General features: G+C 64.1%; 23 protein-coding genes. All 23 read right to left on the bottom strand.

Going from position 1 to position 25,623, the window contains the following annotated elements; genetic code table 11:
* Nucleotides 1-221: 221 nt before the first annotated feature.
* Nucleotides 222-1,202, bottom strand: a complete 981-nt coding sequence (locus IG178_RS02025; RefSeq protein ID WP_193210825.1) for an NAD-dependent epimerase/dehydratase family protein — start codon at nucleotides 1,200-1,202, stop codon at nucleotides 222-224.
* Nucleotides 1,199-3,814, bottom strand: a complete 2,616-nt coding sequence (locus IG178_RS02020; protein WP_193210824.1) for a glycosyltransferase — start codon at nucleotides 3,812-3,814, stop codon at nucleotides 1,199-1,201. The genes IG178_RS02025 and IG178_RS02020 overlap by 4 nt, the downstream gene beginning before the upstream one ends.
* Nucleotides 3,815-3,907: 93 nt before the next feature.
* Nucleotides 3,908-5,197, bottom strand: a complete 1,290-nt coding sequence (locus tag IG178_RS02015; RefSeq protein ID WP_193210823.1) for a glycosyltransferase family 4 protein — start codon at nucleotides 5,195-5,197, stop codon at nucleotides 3,908-3,910.
* Nucleotides 5,198-5,224: 27 nt separating this feature from the next.
* Nucleotides 5,225-6,286, bottom strand: a complete 1,062-nt coding sequence (locus tag IG178_RS02010; RefSeq protein ID WP_193210822.1) for a hypothetical protein — start codon at nucleotides 6,284-6,286, stop codon at nucleotides 5,225-5,227.
* Entirely contained in the window at nucleotides 6,279-6,629 is a 351-nt protein-coding gene (locus IG178_RS25290) for a DapH/DapD/GlmU-related protein (protein WP_226894626.1), read from the bottom strand. Before IG178_RS25290 ends, IG178_RS02010 begins: the two co-directional genes overlap by 8 nt.
* 302 nt (nucleotides 6,630-6,931) lie before the next feature.
* The gene (locus tag IG178_RS02000) at nucleotides 6,932-7,735 is read right to left on the bottom strand and encodes a glycosyltransferase family 2 protein (RefSeq protein ID WP_193210820.1); all 804 of its coding nucleotides are present in this window, start codon (nucleotides 7,733-7,735) and stop codon (nucleotides 6,932-6,934) included.
* A gap of 46 nt (nucleotides 7,736-7,781) precedes the next feature.
* On the bottom strand, nucleotides 7,782-9,362 hold the full coding sequence (locus tag IG178_RS01995; RefSeq protein WP_193210819.1) for an O-antigen ligase family protein: 1,581 nt from the start codon (nucleotides 9,360-9,362) through the stop codon (nucleotides 7,782-7,784).
* Complete coding sequence (locus tag IG178_RS01990; RefSeq protein WP_193210818.1) at nucleotides 9,359-10,522, bottom strand: phosphotransferase; 1,164 nt, start codon at nucleotides 10,520-10,522, stop codon at nucleotides 9,359-9,361. The genes IG178_RS01995 and IG178_RS01990 overlap by 4 nt, the downstream gene beginning before the upstream one ends.
* Nucleotides 10,519-11,436, bottom strand: a complete 918-nt coding sequence (locus IG178_RS01985; protein ID WP_193210817.1) for a glycosyltransferase family 2 protein — start codon at nucleotides 11,434-11,436, stop codon at nucleotides 10,519-10,521. The genes IG178_RS01990 and IG178_RS01985 overlap by 4 nt, the downstream gene beginning before the upstream one ends.
* Before the next feature lie 2 nt (nucleotides 11,437-11,438).
* A complete protein-coding gene (locus IG178_RS01980) occupies nucleotides 11,439-12,716 on the bottom strand; it encodes an MATE family efflux transporter (protein ID WP_193210816.1) in 1,278 nt (425 codons plus the stop codon).
* Between the two features lie 15 nt (nucleotides 12,717-12,731).
* Nucleotides 12,732-13,577 (bottom strand): NAD-dependent epimerase/dehydratase family protein, encoded by an 846-nt coding sequence (locus tag IG178_RS01975; protein WP_193210815.1) that lies wholly within the window; start codon nucleotides 13,575-13,577, stop codon nucleotides 12,732-12,734.
* A gap of 56 nt (nucleotides 13,578-13,633) precedes the next feature.
* Nucleotides 13,634-14,176 carry a dTDP-4-dehydrorhamnose 3,5-epimerase gene (rfbC, locus tag IG178_RS01970; RefSeq protein ID WP_193210814.1) on the bottom strand — a complete coding sequence of 181 codons (543 nt, stop codon included), beginning with the start codon at nucleotides 14,174-14,176 and terminating at the stop codon, nucleotides 13,634-13,636.
* A gap of 31 nt (nucleotides 14,177-14,207) precedes the next feature.
* Nucleotides 14,208-15,755, bottom strand: a complete 1,548-nt coding sequence (gene rfbH / locus IG178_RS01965; RefSeq protein ID WP_193210813.1) for a lipopolysaccharide biosynthesis protein RfbH — start codon at nucleotides 15,753-15,755, stop codon at nucleotides 14,208-14,210.
* Between the two features lie 24 nt (nucleotides 15,756-15,779).
* Nucleotides 15,780-16,874, bottom strand: coding sequence for a CDP-glucose 4,6-dehydratase (gene rfbG, locus IG178_RS01960; protein ID WP_193210812.1), 1,095 nt, complete (start codon nucleotides 16,872-16,874; stop codon nucleotides 15,780-15,782).
* 39 nt (nucleotides 16,875-16,913) lie between these two features.
* Complete coding sequence (gene rfbF, locus IG178_RS01955) at nucleotides 16,914-17,687, bottom strand: glucose-1-phosphate cytidylyltransferase (RefSeq protein ID WP_193210811.1); 774 nt, start codon at nucleotides 17,685-17,687, stop codon at nucleotides 16,914-16,916.
* A 44-nt stretch (nucleotides 17,688-17,731) separates the two neighbouring features.
* Complete coding sequence (locus IG178_RS01950; protein WP_193210810.1) at nucleotides 17,732-18,331, bottom strand: hypothetical protein; 600 nt, start codon at nucleotides 18,329-18,331, stop codon at nucleotides 17,732-17,734.
* 108 nt (nucleotides 18,332-18,439) lie between these two features.
* The gene (gene cysN / locus IG178_RS01945) at nucleotides 18,440-19,684 is read right to left on the bottom strand and encodes a sulfate adenylyltransferase subunit CysN (protein ID WP_193210809.1); all 1,245 of its coding nucleotides are present in this window, start codon (nucleotides 19,682-19,684) and stop codon (nucleotides 18,440-18,442) included.
* Nucleotides 19,685-19,881: 197 nt separating this feature from the next.
* Nucleotides 19,882-20,787, bottom strand: a complete 906-nt coding sequence (cysD, locus tag IG178_RS01940; protein WP_193210808.1) for a sulfate adenylyltransferase subunit CysD — start codon at nucleotides 20,785-20,787, stop codon at nucleotides 19,882-19,884.
* Between the two features lie 120 nt (nucleotides 20,788-20,907).
* Nucleotides 20,908-21,495, bottom strand: a complete 588-nt coding sequence (cysC, locus tag IG178_RS01935; RefSeq protein WP_193210807.1) for an adenylyl-sulfate kinase — start codon at nucleotides 21,493-21,495, stop codon at nucleotides 20,908-20,910.
* A gap of 70 nt (nucleotides 21,496-21,565) precedes the next feature.
* Nucleotides 21,566-22,339 carry a WecB/TagA/CpsF family glycosyltransferase gene (locus IG178_RS01930; protein ID WP_193210806.1) on the bottom strand — a complete coding sequence of 258 codons (774 nt, stop codon included), beginning with the start codon at nucleotides 22,337-22,339 and terminating at the stop codon, nucleotides 21,566-21,568.
* Nucleotides 22,340-22,348: 9 nt separating this feature from the next.
* Entirely contained in the window at nucleotides 22,349-23,407 is a 1,059-nt protein-coding gene (locus IG178_RS01925) for an NAD-dependent epimerase/dehydratase family protein (RefSeq protein ID WP_193210805.1), read from the bottom strand.
* Nucleotides 23,408-23,472: 65 nt separating this feature from the next.
* Nucleotides 23,473-24,588 (bottom strand): GDP-mannose 4,6-dehydratase, encoded by a 1,116-nt coding sequence (gene gmd / locus IG178_RS01920; protein WP_193210804.1) that lies wholly within the window; start codon nucleotides 24,586-24,588, stop codon nucleotides 23,473-23,475.
* Nucleotides 24,589-24,679: 91 nt separating this feature from the next.
* Nucleotides 24,680-25,618 carry a GDP-L-fucose synthase family protein gene (locus IG178_RS01915; RefSeq protein WP_193210803.1) on the bottom strand — a complete coding sequence of 313 codons (939 nt, stop codon included), beginning with the start codon at nucleotides 25,616-25,618 and terminating at the stop codon, nucleotides 24,680-24,682.
* Between the last annotated feature and the right edge of the window lie 5 nt (nucleotides 25,619-25,623).

Here is a 25,623-nt window from a genome sequence, read left to right as displayed (position 1 = left end):
GACGGATCACCTCGACTCCCGCCGGGGACGGCCGGCCGTCGCGGCGGTAGGACAGGATCGGACAGCTTCCCGGCCACCGGCGGTTCATCGCCGATGCCAAGCCGGTGCCGTAGGCCGAGGTGCCGTCGCGTCCCGGATACTGGGCGAGGAAATGCAGGACCCGCATGATGGGACTTTCTTTGGTTGTCGCCCGAACCCATCGGGACGGCGATGCCGCCCCGCTACGGGAGTTTATCTTCCAGCAAGTTGAACCAGCGCACGGTTTGCCGCACTCCTTCCTCCACGGTTGCCGGCGCATCGCCGCAAACCGCGCGGGTCGGCTCCATGTCACAAAGATCGTCTTCGGTCAGGTTGCGCAGGCGGAAGGTGGTGAAAGGGCAGCTCCGCCAGCCGAGCTTTACCGCGAGGTCGCCCGCCCGAGCCGCCAGCTTCGCCGGCGGCAGCGCCACCGATCGAATTGGCGGGGCTCCAAATTCGTCGCGGAACGCCCCGGCCCAATCGCCCAACGCGATCGCCTCGTAGTCGCCGACATACAGAACCTTGCGGTGGACGTCCGCGGCCGGCAGTTCGGCCAAGCGGCGGAGCTGCCACGCGGCGTTCCCGACGTAGCCGAGGTGCTTGAGCGCCCGGCCCCCGCCGAAGTTCACGTAGCGGCCGTCCCGCACCAATCGCAGGAAGCGCTGGTAGTGCGGGCCCACCCGCGGCCCCCAGATCGTCGTCGGCCTCACGATCGTCCACTCGGGAGCCATCCCGTCGTGCTCCCACACCAGTTCCTCCATCGCCGCCTTGCTGCGGCCGTAGTCGGTGGTCGACCGGTACGTCCGGTGCGGTGCCGGCGGCGGATCCCGGAAGACATACTTCGTCGAGGTGAAGAGCACCCGCCGCACCGTTCCAGCCGCCCTCCCCGCTTCCATCAGGTTCAGGGTCCCCTCGGTATTCGGCAGGAACCGCGGATGCCCCGGCGGCGTCTTCTTCAAGCTCGTCTTCGCCGCCAGGTGGATCACGACCTCCGGGCGGACCTCCTCCATGACCGCAAACAACCGCTCCCGGTCCAGCATTTCGCCGCTGAAATGCTGCATGCCCTCCGGCCCCTCCGACGGCTCCCGCCGGTCGAAACCGCACACCTCGTGCCCCGCCTCGAGCAACTGCACCGCCACCTCCCGGCCGATGAAGCCGGAACTCCCCGTCACCAGGATCTTCATGCTCTCCCTCCGGAATCGCGATTGCCGCTCACCCGCCCATACACCTTCTCGATGTCCGCCGCCATGTCTTCCCAGCGGAAGGCGGCCGCACGGGCTTTTGCCGCGACGCGGAAATCCCGGCCTGCCGCCCGGTCTTCCGCCAGCGCCCGGATCGCCGCGGCCAGCCCGGCCAATGTCTCGTCGTGGCTCCCGGGGGGCACCTTGTAGCCGCAGCTCTCATCGACAATCATTCCCGGCCCGCCCCAATCCAGGCAGATCACCGGTACGCCGAGCGTCAGCGTCTCCAGACAAGCCTGGCCGAATGCCTCGTGGAGCGCCGGATGCAGCAGCGCATCGGCCCCGCTCATCCGCTCGAACACCTGGTCGAGCTCCGGCAGGCGGCCGGTAAACTCCACCGCGTCGGTCAGCCCCAAATCGCGGCTCAACCGCTTCAAGGCCCGCTCTTCCGGTCCCTCCTGCAACACGGTCAGCCGCACGTCCAGCCCTCCCGCCCGCGCCTCGGCCACGGCTTCGAGCGCCAAATGGATCGCCTTCCAGTGGACCAGGCGGCTCGCCGAGACCAGCCGCAGCACGCCCGGCGGACTGTCCGGCAAGCTCGCATTGGCCGCCGCAAACCGCTCCACCGCGTCTCCGCCGGTCGCCGATTGGGGCATGACCGAAACCCGCTCCACCCCCAGCTTTCGCAGCGCCTCCTCCGTCACCGGCGTCGCCGCCAAGGTCCACGCATTCGCGTGGTACCAGTGGCGCAGGAAACCCAACCGCTCGACCAGCCAATGCGCCGCAACGCGCTGCCATTCCTCCCACTTGCCGCCCCACCCATAACTCTTCTCAAGTCCCGGCGGCGTCTGCTCGCCGCCACCGACCGGGCCGAACACCAGCGGCACGCCCAGATCCGACAGCGGGCTGGGAACGATGTAGGTGCCGAAAGTGACGTGATGGAAAACGTCGAACGCCTGCTCCTGCAGCAGTGCCTTCGCCCGGCCGCGCGCCAGCCACTGCCACCACACGTAAAACAAATGCACCCCGTGGCGGCCGCGCCGCCAGAAGCTCAAGGAGCGCGGCGGATCCACATAGACCCAACGCACCCGCCCCACCCATGGCCCGCCGGCGGCCTCGATCGCCGCCCGGTTGTTCTCCCGGGTCATCACCCAAAGTTCGTGCCGCGCGCTGAGCTCCCGCACCAGATTCCACGCCACGTTCGCCTCCGCGCCCCGGTCCGGGCTGCACGCATAGGCGGACACCAGGACCCGCAGACGATCCGGAGCGGGCGGTTGGGGGGCGATGGATGGAGGATTGAAACCAGGCTGGGACAATGCGACGGGAACCGTCCCCGCCATCCCGCACCCGGGGATTGGTGGCAGAAGTTCGGGCGCCCCCCTTTCCTCCCGACGCCTCGCCCGACACGCCTCCAGCACGGCCTCCGTCACCGCCGCCACCACTTCCTCCAGGGGCCGGCCTGCATCGACAATCACCGCCTTGTCTCCCAGGCCCGCCGCATAGTCCCGGTACGCCTTCAACTGACGATCCAACTCCTCCGGCGTCACCTCCTGCTTGCGCGCCCGGATGGTCGCGGCATCGGTCAACAGAAAGACCACCCGGTCCGGCTTGGGGTAGGCCCGGAAGGCCGCCCGCGCCCACGACAGCGGCGCACCGTAGCGGTAGCGCCGCTGGTCCACCAGCAGGTCGCCGTAGTAGCGGTCGGAGACCACGATCCGGTCCTTGGCCCGGAAGTGCCGCAACCGGCCGAGATGAGCCACCCACCACTCTGCCCCCAGAAAGAAAAGCTTCGCCGCCGAAACCACCATCCCGCGCGGAGGCTTCGCGTGCGGATCGGTCACGATGCCGCCCGGCACGCTCGCCGCGTTCCATAGCAATTGCGGCCGCCAGTGCAGCATCTCGACCTTCAGCCGCCGCGCCGCCAGCGCTGCGGTCAGGCCCTCGACCACCGTCGATTTCCCGCTGCCGTCCGGTCCCAGGACCGCCACCCACGGGTGCGGCGGCTTCGCGTGATGCTTGAACTCGCGCCACCAATGGGTCGCCTGCCGCCATAGCGTTTCACCCGGTGCCCGCCGGAACGCCCGCCATGCCAATGCACGGCGCAACTCCGGTGCATCCGCCGCCGCCTCGCCCGGCCGCCCGGCCGCCACCATGCGACCCAGCCGCCGCGACCACGCCGGGCCGAACGCAACCTCCAGACAATCCGAAAATTCCTCGCGGTCCTCCGTCCATGCCGCCGCCAGGATCCCGTCGTATTTTTTCCGGTAGCGCCCGCCCCACAGCAGCTGGGTCATCCAGCAAATGAACGCATCGTGCGCCAGCCGCGGCCTCCTCAGCCCGTCCTCGCCCCGACCCACTCCCGACCAAAACCGGTTGCGGTCGAGATACTCGATCCCGTTCCACTCGAAAACCGCCAGGAAGTCCAGCTGCCCCCATGGATAAAACCGCTGGGTCACGTACTGGCGCTCCACCCGTAAATCCGGTGGACCCGCTTCCCGTTCCAGCGCCACCCCGGCCGCCGCCGGATCCTCGACCGCAACGTCCCAGTCGCTCCCCGCCCGGTGCCGCAGGCCGGCTCGCTCATGGCGCAGCCAAGCGAATTCCCGCCCGTTCACCGGCGGTATGGCCTTGGCCTCGCCAGGCCGGGTCGTTGGATCATCACATCCCATCGCCATTCGTTCCTCCCGAAGTTTTCCGGCAAATCCGGCTCATTGCCGGCACTCCGATTCCACAATCCTCGCGGGCGTCCCGTCCGCGACGGCCGCGTCCGCCAGCACCCGACGATAGATCGCGAGCATCGACTCCGCCTTGCGCGACCAAAGGTAGCGTTCCGCCACCCGCCGGCGTGCCGCCGCGCCGTGCAGGACCGCCAGTTCCGGACGATCAAGGTAGGTGCGCAGCGCGTCCCGCAGCCGCGCCACCACCTCGTGCCCCGGCCCGTGTGGATCGACCCGGATTCCGCAGTCCCGGGTCACCGATAGCTGGTGTCCCCCCACGTCCAGTACGATCGCCGGCAACCCGTGGTTCATCGCCTCCAACGTCGCCAGGCCACCGCTTTCATAAAGACTCGGGGAAACGATGACATCGTGACGGCGGTACCACTCCGGCAGCTCCCCACGCGGAACCGGACCCATGAAACGCACCCGCTCCGCCACGCCGAATTCTTTCGCCAAGCCGCGCAACCAGCCATCCTCCGGCCCACCGCCCACCAGCGTGAGTTCGAACTCCCTCCCGGTCAGTCCCGCCACCGCTTCCAGCAGCAAGTGGATGCCTTTGAGGAAGTGCAGCCGGCCGACATAAAGGAAACGCATCGGACCCGGTTCCCGGACTCCCGCCAAAGGTTCCGCCTGGTGCCATTCCTCGTCCGTCATGCCGATCGTCGGGAAGGTCTCGCAGCACAGGCCTTCGCCCTCGAGTACGCGCGCCATGCTCGGCGTCGCCGCCAGCACGATGCCCGATCGCCCTCCTCCGGTCGGATCCAGCCACGGCAGCAAAAGGCGCGACACCCCGGTCAGGCCATTGCGCAGGCGTTCCTTGAGCCGCGCCCGCTGGCGCCCGCGATAGGCCAGCAATCCTTCCGGCGCCTCGTCCGCCCCTCCCACCGGACCCCATACCACCGGCACGCCCAGTCCGCCGAGGAAACAAGGGTATCGGAACGAGGCGAAGGTCACATGGTGGATCAAGCCGATTCCCGGGTCCTCCGCCAGCCACCGTTCCATCACCCCCCGAAGCGTCCACTGCCACAGGGTGAAGTAGCCCAGCCGCAGGCGCTTGCGCAGCCGCTCCAGCCCCATCCCCGGAGCGTGATAGCGGAATTCCACCCGCTCCGCCTCGTCCGGATGATCCGCCAGGTAACGCTCGATCCGCGCCCGGTTCTTGCGCTGCGTCACCACCACCACCTCGGCATGACGCGCCATCTCCATCGCCCACCGCCACCCCACCTCCGGCTCCGACCCCTCCAAAGGCTCGCAGACGAATGCTGAAATCAGGACACGCATCGGATTGTTTGTTGGATGACCGCTTCCTTAGTCAGGGTCAACGGTGCCACGCAGCCGCGCGTGCATCCACAGGATCAATTCCCGGTAGAATCGCCTCTCCCATCCACTATCCCCACCCTCCCGGCCATCTGCATGCCCCGGTCCGAAGGTATGACTGCTGGCCCGGCGTTTCATCCACGGACTGACACACTGGGAGTAAACTGCTTCCTCCATATATACCAGTCCCCCTCGCACCAGCCGTCCCCAAAGCGCAAGAGCCAAGCCGAAGGTCAATCGACCCGGGCCTTTCACCCGCTCGCTGAAATCCGAAAACCCGCTGAACGGAAACGGTTCGCCCCGTTCGATTCGGGCTTTGAGTTCAGCCCCGTCGATGCCAAGCCGGTCCGATCCCAAAACCAGCACACCGCTCGGCACCAAGGTCCTCCGCGTCACCAACCGGAAGTGCCACACGACCCTTCTTGCGCACCGGATTCCCTGTCGGCCCAAGGTTGAGCGCAACACCCCCCATCGGAGCGAATTCGCCGGGATGGTGGATGGTCCGCCCGCCCCCGATTCCAGGATCGAAGCGGCAAGGTTGTCACCCACCCATGATCTGAGTTCGCTCATCGCCTCAGGGTCCGCGCTCCACTCTTCGCAAGGCGGGGGACCCGCAGCTGGCGGATTCCAGACGGCCGTCCTGAACCACTTGTAGAGGCTCGTCACCCCCGGATTCAGTACCCGAATTCCCCGTTCGACGCTCATCATCAGCGCCGCGTCCTTGCCTTGGAAATACTCGAAGCCCCGCCAAGAGGCTCCGGGCATCAGATCGAACTGGATGAATCGTGGATCGGCCTCGCCAGCGGCTTTCGCGAAGTAAAGCTGACGGCTGTATTCGTTCTCCACTTTCGCGATCAAGATCCATCCCCGGTCCTCATACGCCCGGGCCACCAGCGTCGAAACGGCACCGAGGTCGTCCCCATCGACAAAAACATCGATGTCCCGGCAGCACGGATCCTCGAGTTTCTCGATCGGACCAACCGCGGCATAGCAAATCCCCGCCCCGGCGATGGCATCCAGCCCGTGTCTCCACGACTGATCCTGCTCATTCATCGGCCGCGACCTGAGGATCCCGCTGCTTCAGCATCCGAATCACCTTCGCCGGGTTGCCGGCGGCCACCGAGAATGCGGGCAAGCTCTTCGTCACGACGGCGGATGCTCCCACGACGCAACCTTCGCCCAATCGGACTCCCTTGAGTATGGTGGCGCCACCTCCGATCCAAACCTTGTCCTCGATCACGATGGCCTCAGCCCGGATCGACGCCTCGACATTGCGGCAACGCTCCTCCGCGTCGATCGGGTGAAAATCATTGTCCAGAATCTTGCAGCCGGCCCCCAGAAGGACGTCTTTCCCGATAACGATCTCTTTCCGGGCGACGATCGCGGCACCGCTCAAACCACAATCGTCTCCGATGCGAATCAGAGCCCCCGGAGCCAGCGTCTGGATGATCGTGGGATGGGCGAGTCCGACTGCGTTTGACGTCGGCGACGACAGGAGCGTGACACGATCCCCGATCTCGATGCGGCTCCCCGCCTTCGCCCGAATGCACGGCCATCCCCTCAGCCGCACATCGCGGCCGATGTCGATCCCCCTCGAGCGAGGCATGAGGGGCCTCAGCGCCTTGAAAAGGAAGCCTTGGCTGCGGCCAACCGCCTTGCGGCACCATCGGACTATACCCATGCGAGCGATTATTGAATTCAGGCTTTCCGGCTATCCTTGCGAACCGGGATGAACCCGCGCTCCTCCTTGAAGCGCCGGAGCACCCTCAACAAATGCCACCTCCGGAGAAGTGGCTCCCACGGTCCGCCCTTGAACTCAGCGAACTGCCCTTGGATTGCCCCGCGTTCCTCGCGGAAACGCGCCTTCGCCGATACCGACTTGCTTTCGTCGTGCAGCCGGAACGCCGACCAGAGGTCGTGGACGTGAAGAATCTCATCCGCAGCGCAATCCCGTCCCATCCGCAGGAACAGGTCCCAGTCGAATGCGAACTGGAACTTCGTATTGATCCCTCCGGCATCAAAATAAAGTTCGCGGCTCCAAAAGGACGATGGCTGGGGGATCATCAGATAGCTGTAGAGACAAATGTCGAAATCGAACGAGACCTTCGGCTTCGCCTCGATCAACCCGTCCTGGCCGATCACCACGTAGTCCCCGTATATCAATTTGACCCCCGGATTCGACCCCGTGATTTCGAGCACCTTGCCGAGAACGCCGGGCAGGTAAAAGTCATCGCCGTTGATCCAGGCCAGATAGCGGCCTTTCGCTCGTGAAAACCCGTCGGCGATCGCATTGCTCTGCCCGCCGTCGGGACCGGACTGCCAGTGATCGATCCGTCCTTCATACTCGCGGATGATCTCCGCGGTGCCATCCGTGGAACCGCCGTCCATCACGATGTACTCGATCCGGTCATCCTTCTGGTCCAGAACGCTTTCGATGGTTTGGCGGATGTACCGGGCCTGATTGAAAACAGGCGTGACGATTGACAGGAGAGGTCTGGACATTGCGATAAACCGGAAAAGGGGAGGTTCCGCCAGGGCACCGGGATTCTTATCGTCCGACCGCCGGCGAAGGAAACCGACGACGAGTGGGCCCGCGAGCTGGTTCCACGACGACCGCGGTGGATGTCGTGGGTTGTGGAATCATGGCGAGGCCGGCGCGGGTGATGCCCAGAACAAGGGCTGCCACGCTGGGCATGAACTGACCTCCCAAGAGCTGATAGACAAAGATCAGCGGCAAATAGATGGCCATCGCGCCGACAATGGCCTTGGGCACGGGGTTCTCCCTCCCGATCACGCGATAGAGCTTCCAGAAAAAGCGGATGATCGCAACGTACGCGGTTAGGTAAAGCGTCGCTCCCACCAGCCCATACTGCAGGAGCAAGTCAGTGAGCAAGTTGTGGGTTCTTCCCGAGCGCATCGCGTTCTCCACGAACCCGTCGATCCCGAATCGCTGCCCCATGTACAAGGCGTCGTCCCAAGTGATATGAAACACGGACCTGCCGAAAAACAGCACGCGGTTATCCGACCTCCATTGGACCAAAGCCTCGTCGAACGCGGCATCCCGGCTGTCCTGGGAGCCCGAGATCATCTCGGCCGTTTTCCCCTTGTCCAACATCACCAACTGCAGCGACCGCGCGACGTAAACCGGAGCGTTGGTATTGATCTCGTTGGAGAAGACGTTGGCGAGGGCGATCACGAGCACCGCGGTCATGCTCATCAAGGAGATGATGGCGACGCGGCGGCGAACCAGGGCGACGAGGAAGGCGAGGGCGAGACAAAAGAGCACGGTGGCGCGGCCGCCCGAGAACAAGGCGCCGACGAAGATGAGGCCGACGGTGTCGAGGACGAGGATCTTCATCCACAGCTTCTGGCCACGCCACCAACCGGGGGCCGTGGCGATCATCAGGACGATGGCGGTAGCCATCGGACACAGGTTGCGCAGCGTGAAGACGCCCGCCTGCATGTTGATGATGGGGACATTGAGGTAGTACTGTTCGAGGTCGTTGCTGCCGCCCTCAGCCGCTTGGAATCCCTGATAGTACATCAAGCCGCGGATGGCGACATTGCCGAAGAGGGAGAGGGAAATGATCCAGAGCAGCGTGCGCGGCCAAGTGGACTTCATCCTGAACGAGTAGGGCCCCACAAGCAGCCAGAAGAAGCAAACCATGGAGGCGTAGCACTCGAAGTAGGCCTTGCTGCTTGTTTTCAGTGAGTAGTCGTTCGATGAGTAAGGGAAGACGTAGTTGACCAGGAAGTGGAGGCCGCCGTAGGCAAGCAGCAAGCCGACAATGAGGCCGGTGGAGCGGGAGCCCGCGAGCTGGAGTTCGCGGACCGGCGGGGCCAGAGAGCGGGTGATCAGCGCCATCACCGAAGCCAGCACCAGCATCAGCACGAACAGGTGGTCGCCCTCGAAAACGAAGCCCTGGAAGAAGACCACGCCTGAAAAGACGAGGGAGGAGGCGAACCACCAGACGTTCTTCCAGCCGTGGACGAAGAAGTAGATGATGACAGCGACCGAGGCATAGATGCCAAGCTGCTCGTAATTCTCGGTGCCGACATCAACGGCAAGGACGATCGCGAATATCGCCGCGATGATCAGGAAAATGACGATGCCTATGCTTCGGTTCATGGGAAATCTCTCGGTACGGGCTGGAGTTCGGCGCTGTTCAGCAAGGCATGCAAGCGCCGAATGAATCGGTGGGACATGGGATCGTCGCCGTTTTCGAGACAACTGGCGGAATAGAATGAGAATCGGTCGGCGACGTAAGCGAGCGCCCAAACGTTGTCGTGGGGATCGGCGGGGATCTGGCCAAAGCCATCGACAAGAAGCCGACCAGCTCCGCCGTTCCAGGCCGCCACAAGCCCCTTGATGGAAAACCGGCGTTTCGCAAGCATCGGAAACCAGAGGAAATGGAATAAGTCCGAGAAGGGTAGCGCGGGCCGGGACCACTCCCAATCGAACGCAAACAAGCCGGCGGTGGTTTCGCGCAGGTTCCAGGGAACGAAATCACCGTGACCGCGGCCGTGGGGCACCTGCCGGCCGGAGAAAGCGCGATCGAGAACTTCGATGGATCGGCCGAGGGACGCGGACCAGACCGGGTCGACTTGGTCCTCCAGTCCGGCGTGGCGTTGCTTGAGAGACTCACGTACCGGTGACTCGCTCCATGCAAGCGAGACGGCCGCACTGTCATGGATTTCGCGGGCCAAACGACCGACTGCCCGTGTCGGTCCGGGCAACCCGCCGACCTCAGCCGGTGGTGGCCCCTGGACGGCGAGCCCCGGCACCGGCAACATGCGGGGGAAGAAAGCTCCCTCCGGATAAATCCCTGCGAGCTCCAGCAACACGTCGCGTTCCCGCGCAATCGATCCGGCCGCCTTCCTTCCGCGGGGGACCCTCAGATAGCCAAGCACCGCCCCCGCCGGGCCTTGAATCTGGATCGTGTCCTTGGCGAACACGCTCTCGGTGCCGAAATACACCGCGTAGTGAAATTTCGCTCCGGGCCATTGCTGCTCCAGAACCCGGTCGAGCGGCGACACGGCATCCTGAGAAAGGTCGGGAGACGCTCCGGAGAGCGATCTCCAAGGCAATCTCCATTTGTCCACGGCCGTCCTGCGCGAATGGCTGGCCATTTGCAGGGCCCCCGGCCATGTATCGCGGTCGACGGGAATCATCAGCTTCGGCCGCGACGCGTGGGGCCAAAGCCACCAGCCACCGGGGTCCCCGCGGCGACCGGGCCGGCATGCCAGCCAATCCTCCAGGCGATTGTTCTGATCGCGATCGTCGCTCATGGCCGGGCTGCAAGGGACTTTCGTGCCTTGAGCAGGAGGTCCAGGGAAAACGGCAGCCGTGCGACCAGCCGGAGCAATGCACGGCCCGGCACGCCGAGGTGTCGCCCGTAGCATTCGATGTAGCCGGCAGCCTGAGCGCCACTCCCCGACTTCCCGAGGTAGGCGCACAGCCACAGCAGGGTTAGATGAATCCGACGGAGGTACATCGCGAGCCGGGGATTATCCCGCGAATGCGAGGAGTAGACCGCGAGGGTTTCAGACCACATCCGCTCGCGGTTCGCGGACAAGGCGCCCTGATGCTCCCGATAGCGGACCACCGGCTCGGCAATTCCCTCGGCAACCCGCCCCTCCTTGCCGAGACGGATGAAAAGATCGAGATCACAGACCACCCCGACATCTTCGCGGAAGTCGAGACACTCCCTACGGAACATGGTGGCATTGATATTGATCGAAAGCGCACGGGCGACCACGAAGGCCTCGAGATCTTCGATCCTGCCGGCGGTTGAAGCCCCCGCGGCCTCCCCGGCGGCCCGCTGGCCGCTCTCGGCGAGCCAGGCGGCTTTCCCGAAGCACAGGTCGGGCGGAGACGGCCCGAGAAATGGTGCCACCAGCCCCCGGATCGCGCCGGGAAGCAGGCAGTCGTCGGCGGAAAGCATCAGTATCAGGTCGCCTCGGGCCAACGAGGCGGCGCGGTTCCAGTTCGCCGCCATGCCGACGTGCTCGGTATGACAATGGATTCCCAGCCGCGGATCAACGATGCCCGCGAGTTCGTCGAGGGTGCCATCGGTCGAGCTGTTGTCGCAGACAAGGACTGAAAGTTCCGGGTAATCTTGTGCCAACGCGCTGTCGACCGCTTCGCGGACGTAGCGTGCGCCATTGAAGACGGGAATGCAGACGGTGACGGAAGGAGACATGGTCACGAAGAGTTCGCCACCGTGGCGGCATCAGGCAGCGGCGTGCGAAGGGCCCGGCGGAGTTGAAATCCCATCACGACGGCGGTCGTCAGGGAGGCCAGCACCATCCCCGCCGCCGCCCCCGCCACCCCGTACTTGGCGGTGAGCGGCAGCCCGGCAACGATACAAGCAAGGGATGCACCGACATAGGCGATGAACACCTTCGACGATGCCTCCATCGCCCTCAGTGCCGCGCCCAGGACCATGACGACGGTTCCCGGAACCACCGAAAGCACTACCACCCAGGCCATTCCCGCATGTTCCTCGTAGGCACCGTCGTAAAGCATCTGGAAGAACCACTTCCCGAACAGGACGACCATGCCGACATACGCCAGTGCCGGGACCCCGAGCAAAAGCAGAACACGCTGCAGCGTCCTGGCAAAATCCGGCTCGTTTCTTGCCCGGACGAAGACCGGCAGCAGCATGGTGCCCGCCGATGCGACGACCTGTAGCATCGGCAGCGCGAGGTTGAACGATGCCCGCAGGGCCCCGGATGCCTCCTCGCCTTTCCAGACCGGGAGCAACAGCATGTAGATGTTGCCGGGAAACCAGCTCAGGACCCCCGTGGCGACCGCCCACTTGCCATATGCCCAGTGATCGCGGACCACCGCCGCCCGCCCGGGACCTTCGCACGAGTCGACGCCGTTCGCCCCCAAACGTCGGCGGATCCACAACGAGGCGAAGAGGCTGGCAACGGCCATCAGGAGAATCCCGTTCACCGCACTCAGCTGTCCGGATTGCCGGAGCCCGGCCGCACCGCCAAGCATGACGGTGAGATAGATGATCCCACCGATCGCGGCGACCCTCGGTTCCAGCCGGACATAGCAGGCCCTGCGCAACAGCCACTGCTGGAAGATCAATCCCGAAACCAACGACAGGACCAGCAACGAGGAGAAAACCGGACCGCCGAGATAAAACGCCGCACAGACCGCCCCGATCCCGGTGGTCGCGAGCGCCGCGATCCTCCAGTGGATCGCACCAAGCACCTTCAAATAGGCCTGGAAGGCGCCTTCATAGCGGCCGGGGCCGAAGACCAACATCGGCTCGACCATCAGCGAGCTGTAAATCACCCCGAGGAACAAGAAGACCGTGAAGGCGACCGAAAACGCCCCGTAGTCGGACTCGCCGAGCCAACGCGCCAGCAGCACGTTGAGCGCGAAGTTCGAAAGTGCGAACAAGCCTTGGTCGAGAAGCGACCAAACCGATCGACCGAACCATTTGCCGAGTGATGGAACTCGCATCGCGGTGAGTCCGGATTAACGGGCCCGGGGAATCTCAGGAACGAAGCGCATGACCTCGTTCCGGCGCATCGGCTGGGCCCCCATCAAAAGGCGACCGGTCGCACCAAAGCGGTTCCACTCGGCGCGGGCAAAATCCGCGAGCGTCTGAGGATGCCCGCTGCCAAGATTCTCGATCACCGGCTGGCCGCCATTCAAATCACCGCGATCCAACGCCTTCACGAACCCTGCTGCCACATCCTCGACACGGATGAAATCCCTGACCTGGGTGCCTTCGCTCATCGCCATGTCCTCCCCTGCCAGCGCGGCCCTGCGCAAGGACGGCCAGAAGCGGCTCTCGAGCTCGCCTTCCCCGTACACTTGGAAAATCCGCAGGATCAACAGCTCGAGATTCTCCTCGCAGGCAAGCGTGTGGAAAGCAACCGAGGCGGCTGCCTTGGACGACGGGTAGCTTGCCGTGGGCTCGAGCGGGGCATCGACGGGAATGAACTCGTATCGCTCCCCGGACCGGCCGTATTCGAAACAACTTCCCGCGACAATGAAGCGGCGGATGCCGGCCTCTATCGCGGTGCGGAACAAAGCCAGGGGCGCCAGCACGTTCTCCCGGATGCAGGCCTCGAGCAAATCGTAGGGAACGTTCGCCGAATGGGCGGCGAGATGGACCAGAACCTCGCAGCCGTCGAGGTCGCCGCACGCGACCTGCTCCAGCGAGCTGTCGATCCAGTGCGGATCCTTGCCCAAGGACACCCGCGGCAGCGACGCCAGGGAACGGCGGAGCGCGACGATCTCATGCCCGGCCGCGTGAGCCTGATTGATGAAATGCGAACCGATGAAGCCGGTGCCGCCGGTAAGGAAGATTCTCATGGGAGAGATCGAAGGTCGGATCTATTACCTACGATCCAGCATCTACCATCTGCTTTTCAAAACGGGCTGCTGAAATCGGACAGGCGGGGATGAGCTTGATCCCGCGGGCTGATCACCGGTTCAAAGCCGGCCACCGGCCAGTCGAAGCCGAAGCTGTTCCAAAGGATCCCTGCATCGCAATCCGGTGCGTGGACGGCGTCGGTCTTGTAGACCAGGCAGGACTGGTCCTCGAGGCTGAGGAACCCGTGGGCGAGGCCGACGGGAATGTGGACCACATGGTGATTGGCTGCCGAAAGTTCGAAAGCCGCGCAGCGGCCGTAGCCAGGCGAGTCGCGCCGCAGGTCTAGAACGACGTCAAGCACCCGGCCTGAAATGCAATAGACGAGCTTCTGATGCGCGTGGGGAGGGACCTGGAAGTGCATGCCGCGCAGCACCCCGGCGGCGGAGGTCGAAAAGAACTCTTCCCGCACCGTCATCTCAATCCCGTGCGCGGCGAGCTGTCCCTCGTGAAAAGGCTTCACGAAGTTCCCGCGGGCATCTTCGAAGACGAAGGGCCGCAAGACCCGGACGCCGGGCAATGGTTCGGAAATCAGCTCCATTTTGAAATCACAGGTGCTCGCGATACCGGTTTCAAACCCCGGCCTTCGCTTCGCCCGCCTTGGCCTCGACGAAGCCGCGGATGGTCCGGACCATGAAGTCGATCATCTCCCCGGTCAGCCCGGGATAGGTGCCGAGGAACAAGGTGTGGTTCATGATGCGGTCCGCACCGGTCAACTCGCCGGCGACCCGCATGGCGGCCGGGTTGTCGCGCCGGAGCTGCACAAATGCCGGCTGGCGGACCAGATTGCCTCCGAACAGCATCCGGTTGCCGATCTTTTTTTCGTCGAGATGAGCGGCCAGTTCGGTGCGGGTGAACGGCGCGTCGTCCTTGATGGTCATCTTGAACCCGAACCACGAACAGTCGGTGCGGCAGCCGCTGTCGTCCCACTCGAAGCTGCCGTCGGGATTCCACCGGGTTGCATGGGTTGGCAGGGCGAAGTCGATGAAGTCTTCCAAGCCTTGCAGCCCGGCTCGGAGGCGTTGCCAGTTGCGCTTGCGGGCTTCGATGAACTCCGGCAAGCGCCGGATCTGGACCCGACCGATCGCCGCCTGCGGGTCGAGCGGCTTCAAGTTGAAGCCCAGGTGGCTGTAGATGTACTTGTGGTCGTAACCTTCCGGCAATTCGCCCAGCTGCCACTGGAAGCGCTTGTTGCAGGTGTTATCCTTGCCGGACGGGCACCAGCAATCGCGGCCCCAGTCGCGGAAGCTTTCGGCGTAGGTCTTGAGCGGCGCACGGCGGATGATGTTGACCGCACCGCCTTCGCCCATCGTCAGGTGGTGGGGAGGATAGAAGGATTGCGTCGAGATGTCGCCGAAGCTCCCGGTGTAGGCGGTGAGGATCCCGTCGGCGACGGCGGGAAGCTTGCCGGGCAGGGACGCGTTCTTCTCGGCCAGCTTGAGCAGGTGATCGAGCCCCAGGGACTTGGCCTTGTCCGCCGGCAGCGAGTAGGTGCAGCCGAGGGCATCGCAGTTGTCCTCGATCAACCAGAGGTCGTGTTTCTGGCAGAACTCGATCACGGCCGAGAGCTCGAAGGGATTCCCGAGCGCATGGGCCATCATCACGGCCTTGGTCCTGCCCGGCGAGTACGCCGCTTCCAGTAGCGAGCAGTCGGCATTTCCGGTCAGCGGCTTGGCATCGACGAAAACCGGCACCGCTCCGGCCTGGATGATGGGCGCGACGGTGGTCGGGAAGCCCGCGGCGACGGTGATGACCTCGTCACCGGGCCGGATCCGCTTGTGATCGGGCAGCTTGTGGGTGGAGAGGGCGGAGAAGGCCACCAGGTTGGCGGACGAACCGGAGTTGACCAACAGGCAATGCTTCACCCCCATGAAATCGGCGAGCTCCCGCTCCATCGCCTCCCCTTCCGGCCCCAGCGTCAGCCAGAAGTCGAGCGTCGCGGAAACCGCCGCCTCCACTTCGTCCGGCGTGAAGACCCGGCCGGCGTAGGGCACGGTGGTCGTGCCGGGCACGAACTCCGAGTGACCCGGATCATCGCCCGGAAGGTTGGCGGAGTGGGTGAGCTTCGAGTACTCGCGGGTGAGGCGGAGGATCTCGGCTTTGAGGTCGGAAGGTGACATTCTTGAACGGGGAAAGGGTGATGGTCAGGCGCAGGCCCACGGGATCCCGGCGGAGGCCGCGGCGGACTGATAGGCCGCGATCTGCCGGCGGGTGAGCTCGGTGGCGGACTCGCCCGCGCCATCTCCGAGGTACCAGGCAGCGGTCATTGCCAGCGTGTCGGCGAAGCTCCAGACCGGCTGCCACTCGAGCATGTGGAAGGCCTTGTCGATGGCGAGGTTGAGCTTCGAGGCTTCGTGCCGAGCCAGCGGGTCGGAGGCATCGTTCCACTCGCCGCCGGTGTGCTTGATGAGTTCGCGGACAAGATCCGCCACCGTGCGGTTGCTGGTCAGGTTGGGGCCGAAATTGAATGCCGACGCGAATTCACCGGGGTCGGCCGAGGTGGCCAGCGACGCGGCGAGGTGCAAGTAGCCGCCGACCGGCTCGAGCACGTGCTGCCAGGGCCGGGTCGCGATCTTGTTGCGCACCGGAATGCTCCGGCCCTGCCGCAGTGCGCGGATGCAGTCCGGAACAATCCGGTCCAGCGCCCAATCGCCGCCGCCGATGACATTTCCCGCCCGGGCGCTGGCAAGCCGGATCCCGGAGTCGCTGCCAAAGAACGACCGGCGGTAGGATGAGATGACGAGTTCCGCGGCGCCCTTGCTGGCACTGTAGGGGTCGTGTCCTCCCATCGCGTCCTCTTCGCGGTAGGCGTGCAGCCATTCGCGGTTCTCGTAACACTTGTCGGTCGTCACACAGACGAGGGCACAAGGCCGGCCGGCCGAACGCAGGGCGTCAAGCACATGCGCGGTCCCCATGACATTGGTCGCGAAGGTTTCCAGCGGGATTTCGTAGGAAAGCCGGACCAGCGGTTGGGCGGCGAGATGGAGGACGATATCCGGCCGGCACCGATCGACGGTGGCGGCCAGTGCGGCGCGGTCGGCGAGATCGGCCCGGGTGTCGCTGGCGAGCCGCGCCGACAAGCCGAGCTGGTCGTAGAGGACCTCGTGCGGTTGGGGATCCAAGGCGTAGCCATGGACTTCCGCCCCGAGCGAGCAAAGCCACTCGGCGAGCCAGGAGCCCTTGAAGCCGGTGTGCCCGGTCAGGAGCACCCGCTTGCCGTTGTAATAGTCACCGAACATGGATGAATGAACGTCCCGGCGGATCCTGCGCCAGCTGTTTCACCAAACCTTCCACGGAGCCTTGCCGGATTCCCACATCTCCTCGAGCTGGATGCGGTCGCGCAAGGTGTCCATCGGCCGCCAGAATCCACGGTGTTTCCAAGCCAGCAGCTGACGGTCCTTGGCGAGATTCTCCAGCGGCTCCCGCTCCCAGATCATCGGGTCACCCCCGGTGATGTAGCCGATGGCCTCCGGGTTGAGGACGAAAAAGCCACCGTTGATCCATGCTCCGTCCCCTTCCGGTTTCTCTTGGAACGCCTCGACGGCGTCTTCGTCGGACAGCGCGAGCGCTCCGTAGCGTCCCGGCGGCTGGACGGCGGTGAGGGTGGCGACTTTCCCGTGTGAACGGTGGAAATCGACCAGCGCGGAGATGTCGATGTCACCCACGCCGTCACCGTAGGTGAAGCAGAACGGTTCGTCGCCCAGGAACTCGGCAACCCGCTTCAAGCGACCCCCGGTCATTGTCGCTTCCCCGGTGTCGACGATGGTGACCCGCCAGGGTTCCGCATTCTTCCGGTGGACCTCCATGGAATTTGATGCCATATCGAACGTCACATCGGACATGTGGAGGAAGTAATTCGCGAAATACTCCTTGATGACGTAACCCTTGTAACCGGCACAGATGACGAAATCATTGATGCCGTGGGCACTGTAGATCTTCAGGATGTGCCAGAGGATCGGGCGGCCGCCGATCTCGACCATTGGCTTCGGTTTCAGGGAAGTCTCTTCGGACAGGCGGGTTCCGAGGCCCCCGGCGAGGATTACAGCTTTCATCGGTTTTGGGATTCAGGCGCGGTTTTGCGGGCGGCCCGATAAGATCATTTGCCGGACGGTTTTCCGGCACCGACCCGACTGCCGTAGCGAGGAAACTGATCACCGCTCCAGTTGCCCTCCCATTTCATCAGATTTGAAGAGATCTTCATTCTTCCTCCTCCGTTTTGAGCCGGAAAATCGTATTCGATCGTGTTCTTGGAAATTGCCTTCCAAGTCCCGATTCCATTGCCCCAAGCGAAAATGATTTTGCCATTGGGAAGCAAGATGACAAAGCGCGCGTCGACATCACTATTGGGTCGTTGCAGATTGAATTCCCAAGTCGTGTTCGTGAGATACCCGGCAAGGTCTTCCGCAGTCGTGATGCGCTCGCGACTGGCTGCATCGAAGGTGGATGAACCGGCCGCCGCGCGATTTTCCCGCTCTTTCTTCACCGCCAGCGCATCCTCGAGCCTGCCGCCCTTGGCCAGGCGCTTTTCGAGCTTCGCCAGTTCGGCCACGTAGGTTCGCTCGAGAGGCTCGATCTGCTGTTCGACCCGGTGCTCGTATTGCTGGCGCAGCCGGGTGAGCTCCAGCGGTTCGGCGCCAACCGCCTGCAGCAAGGCGATCGTGCACCACAAACCGCCCCGGGAGATTGCTCGATTCATGCTCGCAGCTAGTCCCATCGACGTGAATTGGGCAAGCCGGGATCCAAACCGGCCACCCGCAATCAAGTGGAAGAAATGGGACGAGCCGCGGCCGCCCCCCCGGGAGGGTCAAATGATCATCCCCGCCGCCACCGTTTCGTTGGTGCCGGGGTCGATCAGGATGAAGGAGCCGGTCTGGCGGTTGCGGCGGTACGAATCGTGGATCACCGGCTGCGCCGTGCGCAGGGTGACGCGGCCGATGTCGTTCATCGCGAAAGTGCCGGCACCCTCGATCTTGTGCAGGGTGTTGATGTCGACCAGGTACTTCACCTCGCTGACGATCGCCTGCATTTCGCGGGTCGTGTGACGCAGCAGCACCTTGGAGCGGGAGGTCATCGGCTTGTTGGAGAACCAGCAGATCATCGCCTCGAGATCTTGGGCGACTTTCGGCGGGTTGTTCTGCTTGATGATCATGTCGCCGCGCGAGATGTCGATCTCGTCGGTCAAGGTGAGGGTCACGCTCTGCGGCGCGAAGGCCTCCTCAAGGTGGCCGTCGGCGGTGTGGATCGACTTGATCCGGCTGGTGAAGCCGGAGGGCAGCACCGAGATCTCGTCACCCGGCTTGAAGACACCGCCGGCGACGCGGCCGGCGTAGCCGCGGAAGTCATGCCACTCGTCGCTCTGAGGGCGGATCACCCACTGCACCGGGAAGCGGGCATCGACGTGGTTCTCCTCGCCGCCGACGTAGACGTTCTCGAGATGGTAGAGCAGCGAGGGTCCCTGGAACCAGGGCATGTTCTCGGACTTGTCGACGACGTTGTCACCGTTGAGGGCGGAGATCGGGATCGGCGTGATGTCGACGATGTTGTCGAGGCGGGAGGCGAACTCCTGGTAATCCTTGATGATCTTCTCGTAGACCTCCTGCGAGTAGTCCATCAGGTCCATCTTGTTGACCGCGACGACGACGTGCTGGATGCGCAGCAGGTTGGCGATGAAGCTGTGGCGCTTGGTTTGCTCGATCACTCCCTTGCGGGCGTCGACCAGGATGATCGCCAGGTTCGCGGTCGAGGCGCCGGTCACCATGTTGCGGGTGTACTGGATGTGGCCCGGGGTGTCGGCGATGATGAACTTGCGCTTCGGCGTGGCGAAGTAGCGGTAGGCGACGTCGATGGTGATGCCCTGTTCGCGCTCGGCCTTGAGGCCGTCGGTCAGCAGCGCGAGGTCGACGTGGCCGTCGCCGCGGCGCTTGGAGGTTTCCTCGATGGCCTCGAGCTGGTCCTCGAAGATCGACTTGGAATCGTACAGGAGGCGGCCGATGAGGGTCGACTTGCCGTCATCGACGGAGCCGGCGGTGGTGAAGCGGAGAAGGTCCATGGTCGTTGCCCCGCGTTTGCGGGGAGTGCCGAGTGATCAGTGATCGGTGATCAGTGACGTATTCTCGGGGCTTTGAGGTTAGATGGGAGAATCGGGTGGGAAGAGGGTTCTTGGAGCGGGTAGCAAGACGGGCAGGGTTGCCGCCGGACCACTGATCACCGATCACTGATCACTCGGCACTCCCGCCGTGGGCGGGCTTAGAAATAGCCCTCCTTCTTGCGGTCTTCCATGGCGGTTTCCGAACGCTTGTCGTCGGCCCGGTTGCCGCGCTCGGTCTGACGGGCGGCGGCGACCTCCTCGATGATCTTTTCCATGGTGTCGGCGGTGGACTCGACGGCGCCGGTGATGGTGGCGTCGCCCATGGTGCGGAAGCGGATGACCTTGCGCTCGACCGTCTCACCGTCGCGCGGCTGGACGAACTCGCTGACGGCGAGGATGGTGCCGTTGCGGGTCACCGTGTCGCGTTCGTGGGCGTAGTAGAGGCTGGGCAGGACGATGCCCTCGCGCTGCATGTACATCCAGATGTCCATTTCGGTGAAATTGGACAGCGGGAAGACGCGGAAGTGCTCGCCGGAGTGCTTGCGGCCGTTGAAAAGATTCCACAGCTCGGGACGCTGGTTCTTGGGATCCCACTGGCCGAAATCGTCGCGGTGCGAGAAAAAGCGCTCCTTCGCGCGGGCCTTCTCCTCGTCGCGGCGGCCGCCACCGAGCAGGGCGTCGAACTGGTGCTCGGCGATGGTGTCGAGCAGCGTTGTTGTCTGGGCGCGATTGCGGGAGGCGTTGGGGCCTTTCTCTTCGGCGACGCGGCCTTCATCGATCGACTTCTGCACCGAGCCGACGATCAGGCGGGCTTCCATTTTCTTCGCGAAGTCGTCGCGATACTCGATGGTCTCGGGGAAATTGTGACCGGTATCGACGTGCACCAGCGGGAACGGCATGCGGGCCGGATGGAAGGCCTTGCGGGCAATCCAAGCCATGACGATCGAATCCTTGCCGCCGGAGAACAACAGGCCCGGGTTCTGGAACTGGGCCGCGGTCTCGCGGAGAATGAAGATCGCCTCGGCTTCGATCTGATCGAGGTGGGAAAGCTGGTAATTGGGCACGGGATCAGTGGGTCGGAGATCGGATTTCGCGCGGCTATGCCAGCCACGGCGCCGGGAGGAAAAGGCCTCCGCGGGGCATCGCGCAAGAAATAATTACTTAGTTGGGTAACTTGGTAATCTTTATACCAGACCGTGCTTCGCGCGCAAAAACTCGAGCACTTCGAAAATGCCGTCTTCCACGCTGAGCTTCTCGGTATCAATCACCAGGTCCGCCTGCTGCGGCTCCTCGAAGCTGCTGTCGCGGCCGGTGAAGTGGGCAACCTCGCCCTTGGCGGCCTTGGCGTAGAGGCCTTTCACGTCCCGGGCCTCGCAGGCCTGGTAACTGGCCTTGATGAAGATCTCGGCGAAGTCGCCGTCGAGGATTCCGCGGGCAAGATCCCGATGGATGCCCTTCGGCGTGATCAGCGAACAGAGGACAATGACCCCGTTCGAGGCGAGCACCTTTGCCATCTCCGCGGTGCGGCGGATGTTCTCCAGGCGGTCTTCATCCGAGAATCCCAGGTTGGAATTGAGGCCGGTGCGGAGGTTGTCGCCATCCAGGCGGACGGTGAAGCGCCCCTGCTGGTGGAGCACCCGCTCAAGACCCGCGGCGATCGTCGACTTGCCCGACCCGGACAGCCCGCAGAACCACAGGACGACCCCGCGCTGACCGAGAAGCGTCTCCTTGTCGTGACGGGGCAAGGTGGCGTGTGGGTGGATGTTCGACATGGGGGAAAAGCCTAGCAGCGAAATGCGCGAGGGTAAGTGCGAATTGCTTTCGGAGATCGATCGGCAGCGATCAGTCCGCAGCCGGCGATCCGGTCGGCCGGCCGGTCGCCAGCTGGCGGAGCAATTTCGCCAAAAAGACCGAATTGTAGTAGAAGTATCGCTGCCACAAGCGCCGCGGTTCGCAGGCAAGCCGATACAACCAGGTCAGGCCCAGCGGGCCCATCCACTTCGGGGCGTCCTTCTTCGTGCCGGCGTTCACGTCGAACGCGAATCCGACGGCCAGCACCGCCCCGGCATCAAGCCGGTCCTTGAACCGGCTGATCCACTCCTGTTGCTTCGGGGTGCCGAGGCCGATCCACAGGATGTCCGGCTTGGCGGCATTGATCGAAGCCAGGATGGCCTCCTCGTCGGCCGGGCTGAAATAGCCGTTCCTGGACCCTACCACCTTCAATTCAGGCCGGATCTCGGACAAGCGCCGCAGCAGCAGATCCAGGCACTCCTGCGAGGCCCCGAGGAAATAGTGGGTCAAGGCCGCGTCGCCGTTGCGCACGAAGTAATCCAGGAACTCCGGACCATAGACCCGCTCATGCGCCTCCGCTCCCAGCGATGAAATCGCCCAGGTCAGGACCTGGCTGTCGGAAACGAACCAGTCGACGTTCGAGGTACTGCGATGGAAACCCTCGTCGACCGTGCGCATCGCCACGATGTGGACGTTGGTGAAATCGACCGACAGGGCCGAGCCCGCACGGCTGCGGCAAGCCTCCGCCAGGCTGGCGGTGAGGCGCTTTTTGTCGGTCAACACGCAGGGAGTGTTGAGAACGATGGTTTTTTCGGGGGCTTCCATGCCGGGTCTTCAGGCCGAAGCCACGCAGGCCTCGTAAATCTCACGCATGATATCCTCGATCGAGTAGCGGTAGCTCCATTCGGGATAGTGCTCCTTGAACTTCCGGACATCGCTGATGTACCAGATGTGGTCCCCCACCCGGTTGTCCTCGACGTAAGTGTAGTCGAGCTTGTTGCCGCTGAGTTCCTCCCCCATGCGGATCGCCTCGAGCATCGAGCAATTCGAGTGGCGGCTGCCGCCGATATTGTAGACTTCACCGCAGCGCGGGTTCCGGTGGAAGTGAAGGAACGCGGAAACCAGATCGTTGGAGTGGATGTTGTCGCGGACCTGCTTCCCTTTGTAGCCGAATATCCGGTAGGGCTTCTTGTCCACGATGCACTTCATCAGGTAGGCGAGGAATCCGTGCAGTTCCGCCCCGGCATGGGCGGGTCCGGTGAGACAGCCACCGCGGAAGACGCCGGTTTTCATGCCGAAGTATCGCCCGTATTCTTGCACCATGACGTCGGCCGCAACCTTGCTGGCACCGAAGATTGAGTGCTTCGTCTGGTCGATCGACATCAACTCGTCGATTCCCACGGCATACGGATGACTCCCGTCGATTTCCCACCGGTGTTCCAGTTCGACCAGTGGCAGGCGGTTCGGCGTGTCACCATAGACCTTGTTGGTGCTGGTGAAAATGAACGTCGCCCCGGGGCAATGGCGGCGCGTCCCCTCGAGCACGTGGAGTGTCCCCGTGGCATTGACGCCGAAGTCCGTGAACGGCTCGCGGGCCGCCCAGTCATGGGAAGGCTGGGCGGCGGTGTGAATGACCAATTCGACCGCCTTCCCGAACTCCGCGAAAATCCGGTCGACCGCGTCGTGATCCCGGATATCGACCGCCCGCCGGGTGTAATTGGGCAGCGCTTCCTCGAGCAAGCGGTTGTTGACCTCGGTCGAAGCATCCGCACCGAAGAAGTAGGCCCGCATGTCGTTGTCGATGCCGACAACGTCGAAGCCCTCGGCGTGGAGCGTTTTGGTTGCCTCAGAACCGATGAGGCCGGCGGATCCGGTGATAATTGCAATGGGCATGGCGAACTAGTCAGGTCGGGCGAAACAGGGATGGGCGGCGGCCGGGGCCGGGCGGCGGGGTGCCGTCACTCCTTCGAAACCGACACGTGGTGACCGTGGGCTTCCAGAAGCGCGTGACGGCGCGCGGTGTCGAGGTCGGCGGCGACCATCTCGGCGCACATCTGCTCGACGGTGATCTCGGGCACCCAGCCGAGCTTCTCCTTGGCCTTGGACGGATCGCCAAGCAGGGTCTCCACCTCGGCGGGACGGAAATAACGCGGATCGACCCGGACAATCACGTCGCCGGCTTTGAGCGCGGGCGACTTGTCGGCATCGGCGGAGACCACCGTCGCGATTTCGTCGACCCCCTCGCCGCTGAATTCAAGTTCGATCCCGGCCTCACGGGCGGACATCCGCACGAACTCGCGGACCGAAATCTGTTTCCCGGTCGCGATGACGAAGTCGTCGGCGGTTTCCTGCTGGAGCATCATCCATTGCATCCGGACATAGTCCTTGGCGTGACCCCAGTCGCGCAGGGCATCCATGTTCCCGAGGAACAGGCAATCTTCGAGTCCCTGGGCGATGTTGGCGATCCCGCGGGTGATCTTGCGGGTCACGAAGGTCTCGCCGCGGCGCGGCGACTCGTGGTTGAAGAGGATGCCGTTGCAGGCATACATGCCGTAGGCCTCGCGGTAGTTCACCGTGATCCAGTAGGCGTACATCTTCGCCACCGCGTAGGGCGAGCGGGGATGGAACGGGGTCGTTTCCTTCTGCGGGATCTCCTGGACGAGACCATAGAGTTCAGAGGTCGACGCCTGGTAAAAGCGGGTCTTTTTCTCCAGGCCGAGGAAGCGGATGGACTCGAGCAACCGCAGCGTGCCGATGGCATCGACGTCCGCGGTGTATTCAGGAGCTTCGAAGGAGACCGCGACGTGCGACTGGGCACCCAGGTTGTAGACCTCGTCCGGCTGCACCTCGCTGAGGATGCGGGTCAGGTTCGAGGTGTCGGTGAGGTCGCCGTAGTGGAGCTTGAAATGGGAGCCCTTGACGTGCGGATCCTCGTAGATGTGGTCGATCCGCTGGGTGTTGAAGAGCGAGGCCCGGCGTTTGATACCATGAACCTCGTAGCCCTTCTCGAGGAGGAACTCCGCGAGGTAGGAACCATCCTGGCCGGTCACACCGGTGATGAGCGCTTTTTTCATAGGGGAAATTCGGGGGAAAGAACGGCGGCGAGATTGGTGGAAGGCCCTGCGTCCCGGCATTCCGTGATCGCGCGGGTGTCTCGTGGGCGATTCAGAGCCGCGCGGCCCCGGTTTCGAGGCTGGCGAGGAAGTCGCGGTAAGCCCCGGCAAGACCGTCTTCGAACCCGATCGCCGGCTCCCAGCCGGTACCCTTGATCTTCGAGACGTCCAGCAGCTTGCGCGGGGTGCCGTCGGGCTTGGTGGGATCGGTCAGGATCTCGCCGGTGAAACCGGTGGTCGCGGCGACAAGCCGGGCGAGTTCGAGGATCGTGACATCGTCCCCCACCCCGACGTTGACCCAGTCGGGCGGATCCGCCAGGCCGAGCAGGTGGAAACAGGCGGAGGCGAGGTCGTCGACATGCAGGAACTCGCGGCGCGGCGTGCCGGTGCCCCAGATGGTGACGCTTTCCGCGCCGGACTCCTTCGCCTCGTGGAAGCGCCGGATCAGCGCCGGGATGACGTGCGAATTCTCCGGGTGGTAGTTGTCGCCGGGACCGTAGAGGTTGGTCGGCATCGCCGAATGGTAGAGCACGCCGTGCTGGGCGCGGTAGTGCTGGCACATCTTGAGCCCGGCGATCTTGGCGATGGCGTAGGCTTCGTTGGTGGTCTCGAGCGAGCTCGTCAGCAGGCAATCCTCCGGCATCGGCTGCGGCGCGAGCTTGGGGTAGATGCAAGACGATCCGAGAAACAGGACGCGGGGCACCCCGGCGCGGCGGCTGCCCTCGATGAGGTTCGAGGCGATGCCAAGGTTCTCGTAGATGAAATCCGCCGGGTAGGTGGCATTGGCGTGGATCCCGCCGACCTTGGCAGCCGCCACGATGACGATGTCCGGCTTCTGCTCGGCGAGGTAAGCGAAGACCGCCTGCTGGTCGAGGAGATCCAGCTGGTCGCGGCCGGCGGTGAGAACGTCGTGGCCGCCACGGCGGGCGGCCTCCCGGACAAGTGCGGAACCGACCATCCCGCGATGACCGGTAATGAAGGTTTTCGGCATGGAGG

The organism is Neoluteolibacter marinus (assembly GCF_014904755.1).
Lineage (GTDB): Bacteria > Verrucomicrobiota > Verrucomicrobiia > Verrucomicrobiales > Akkermansiaceae > Haloferula > Haloferula marina.
This window is presented reverse-complemented; position numbering and strand designations above follow the sequence as displayed.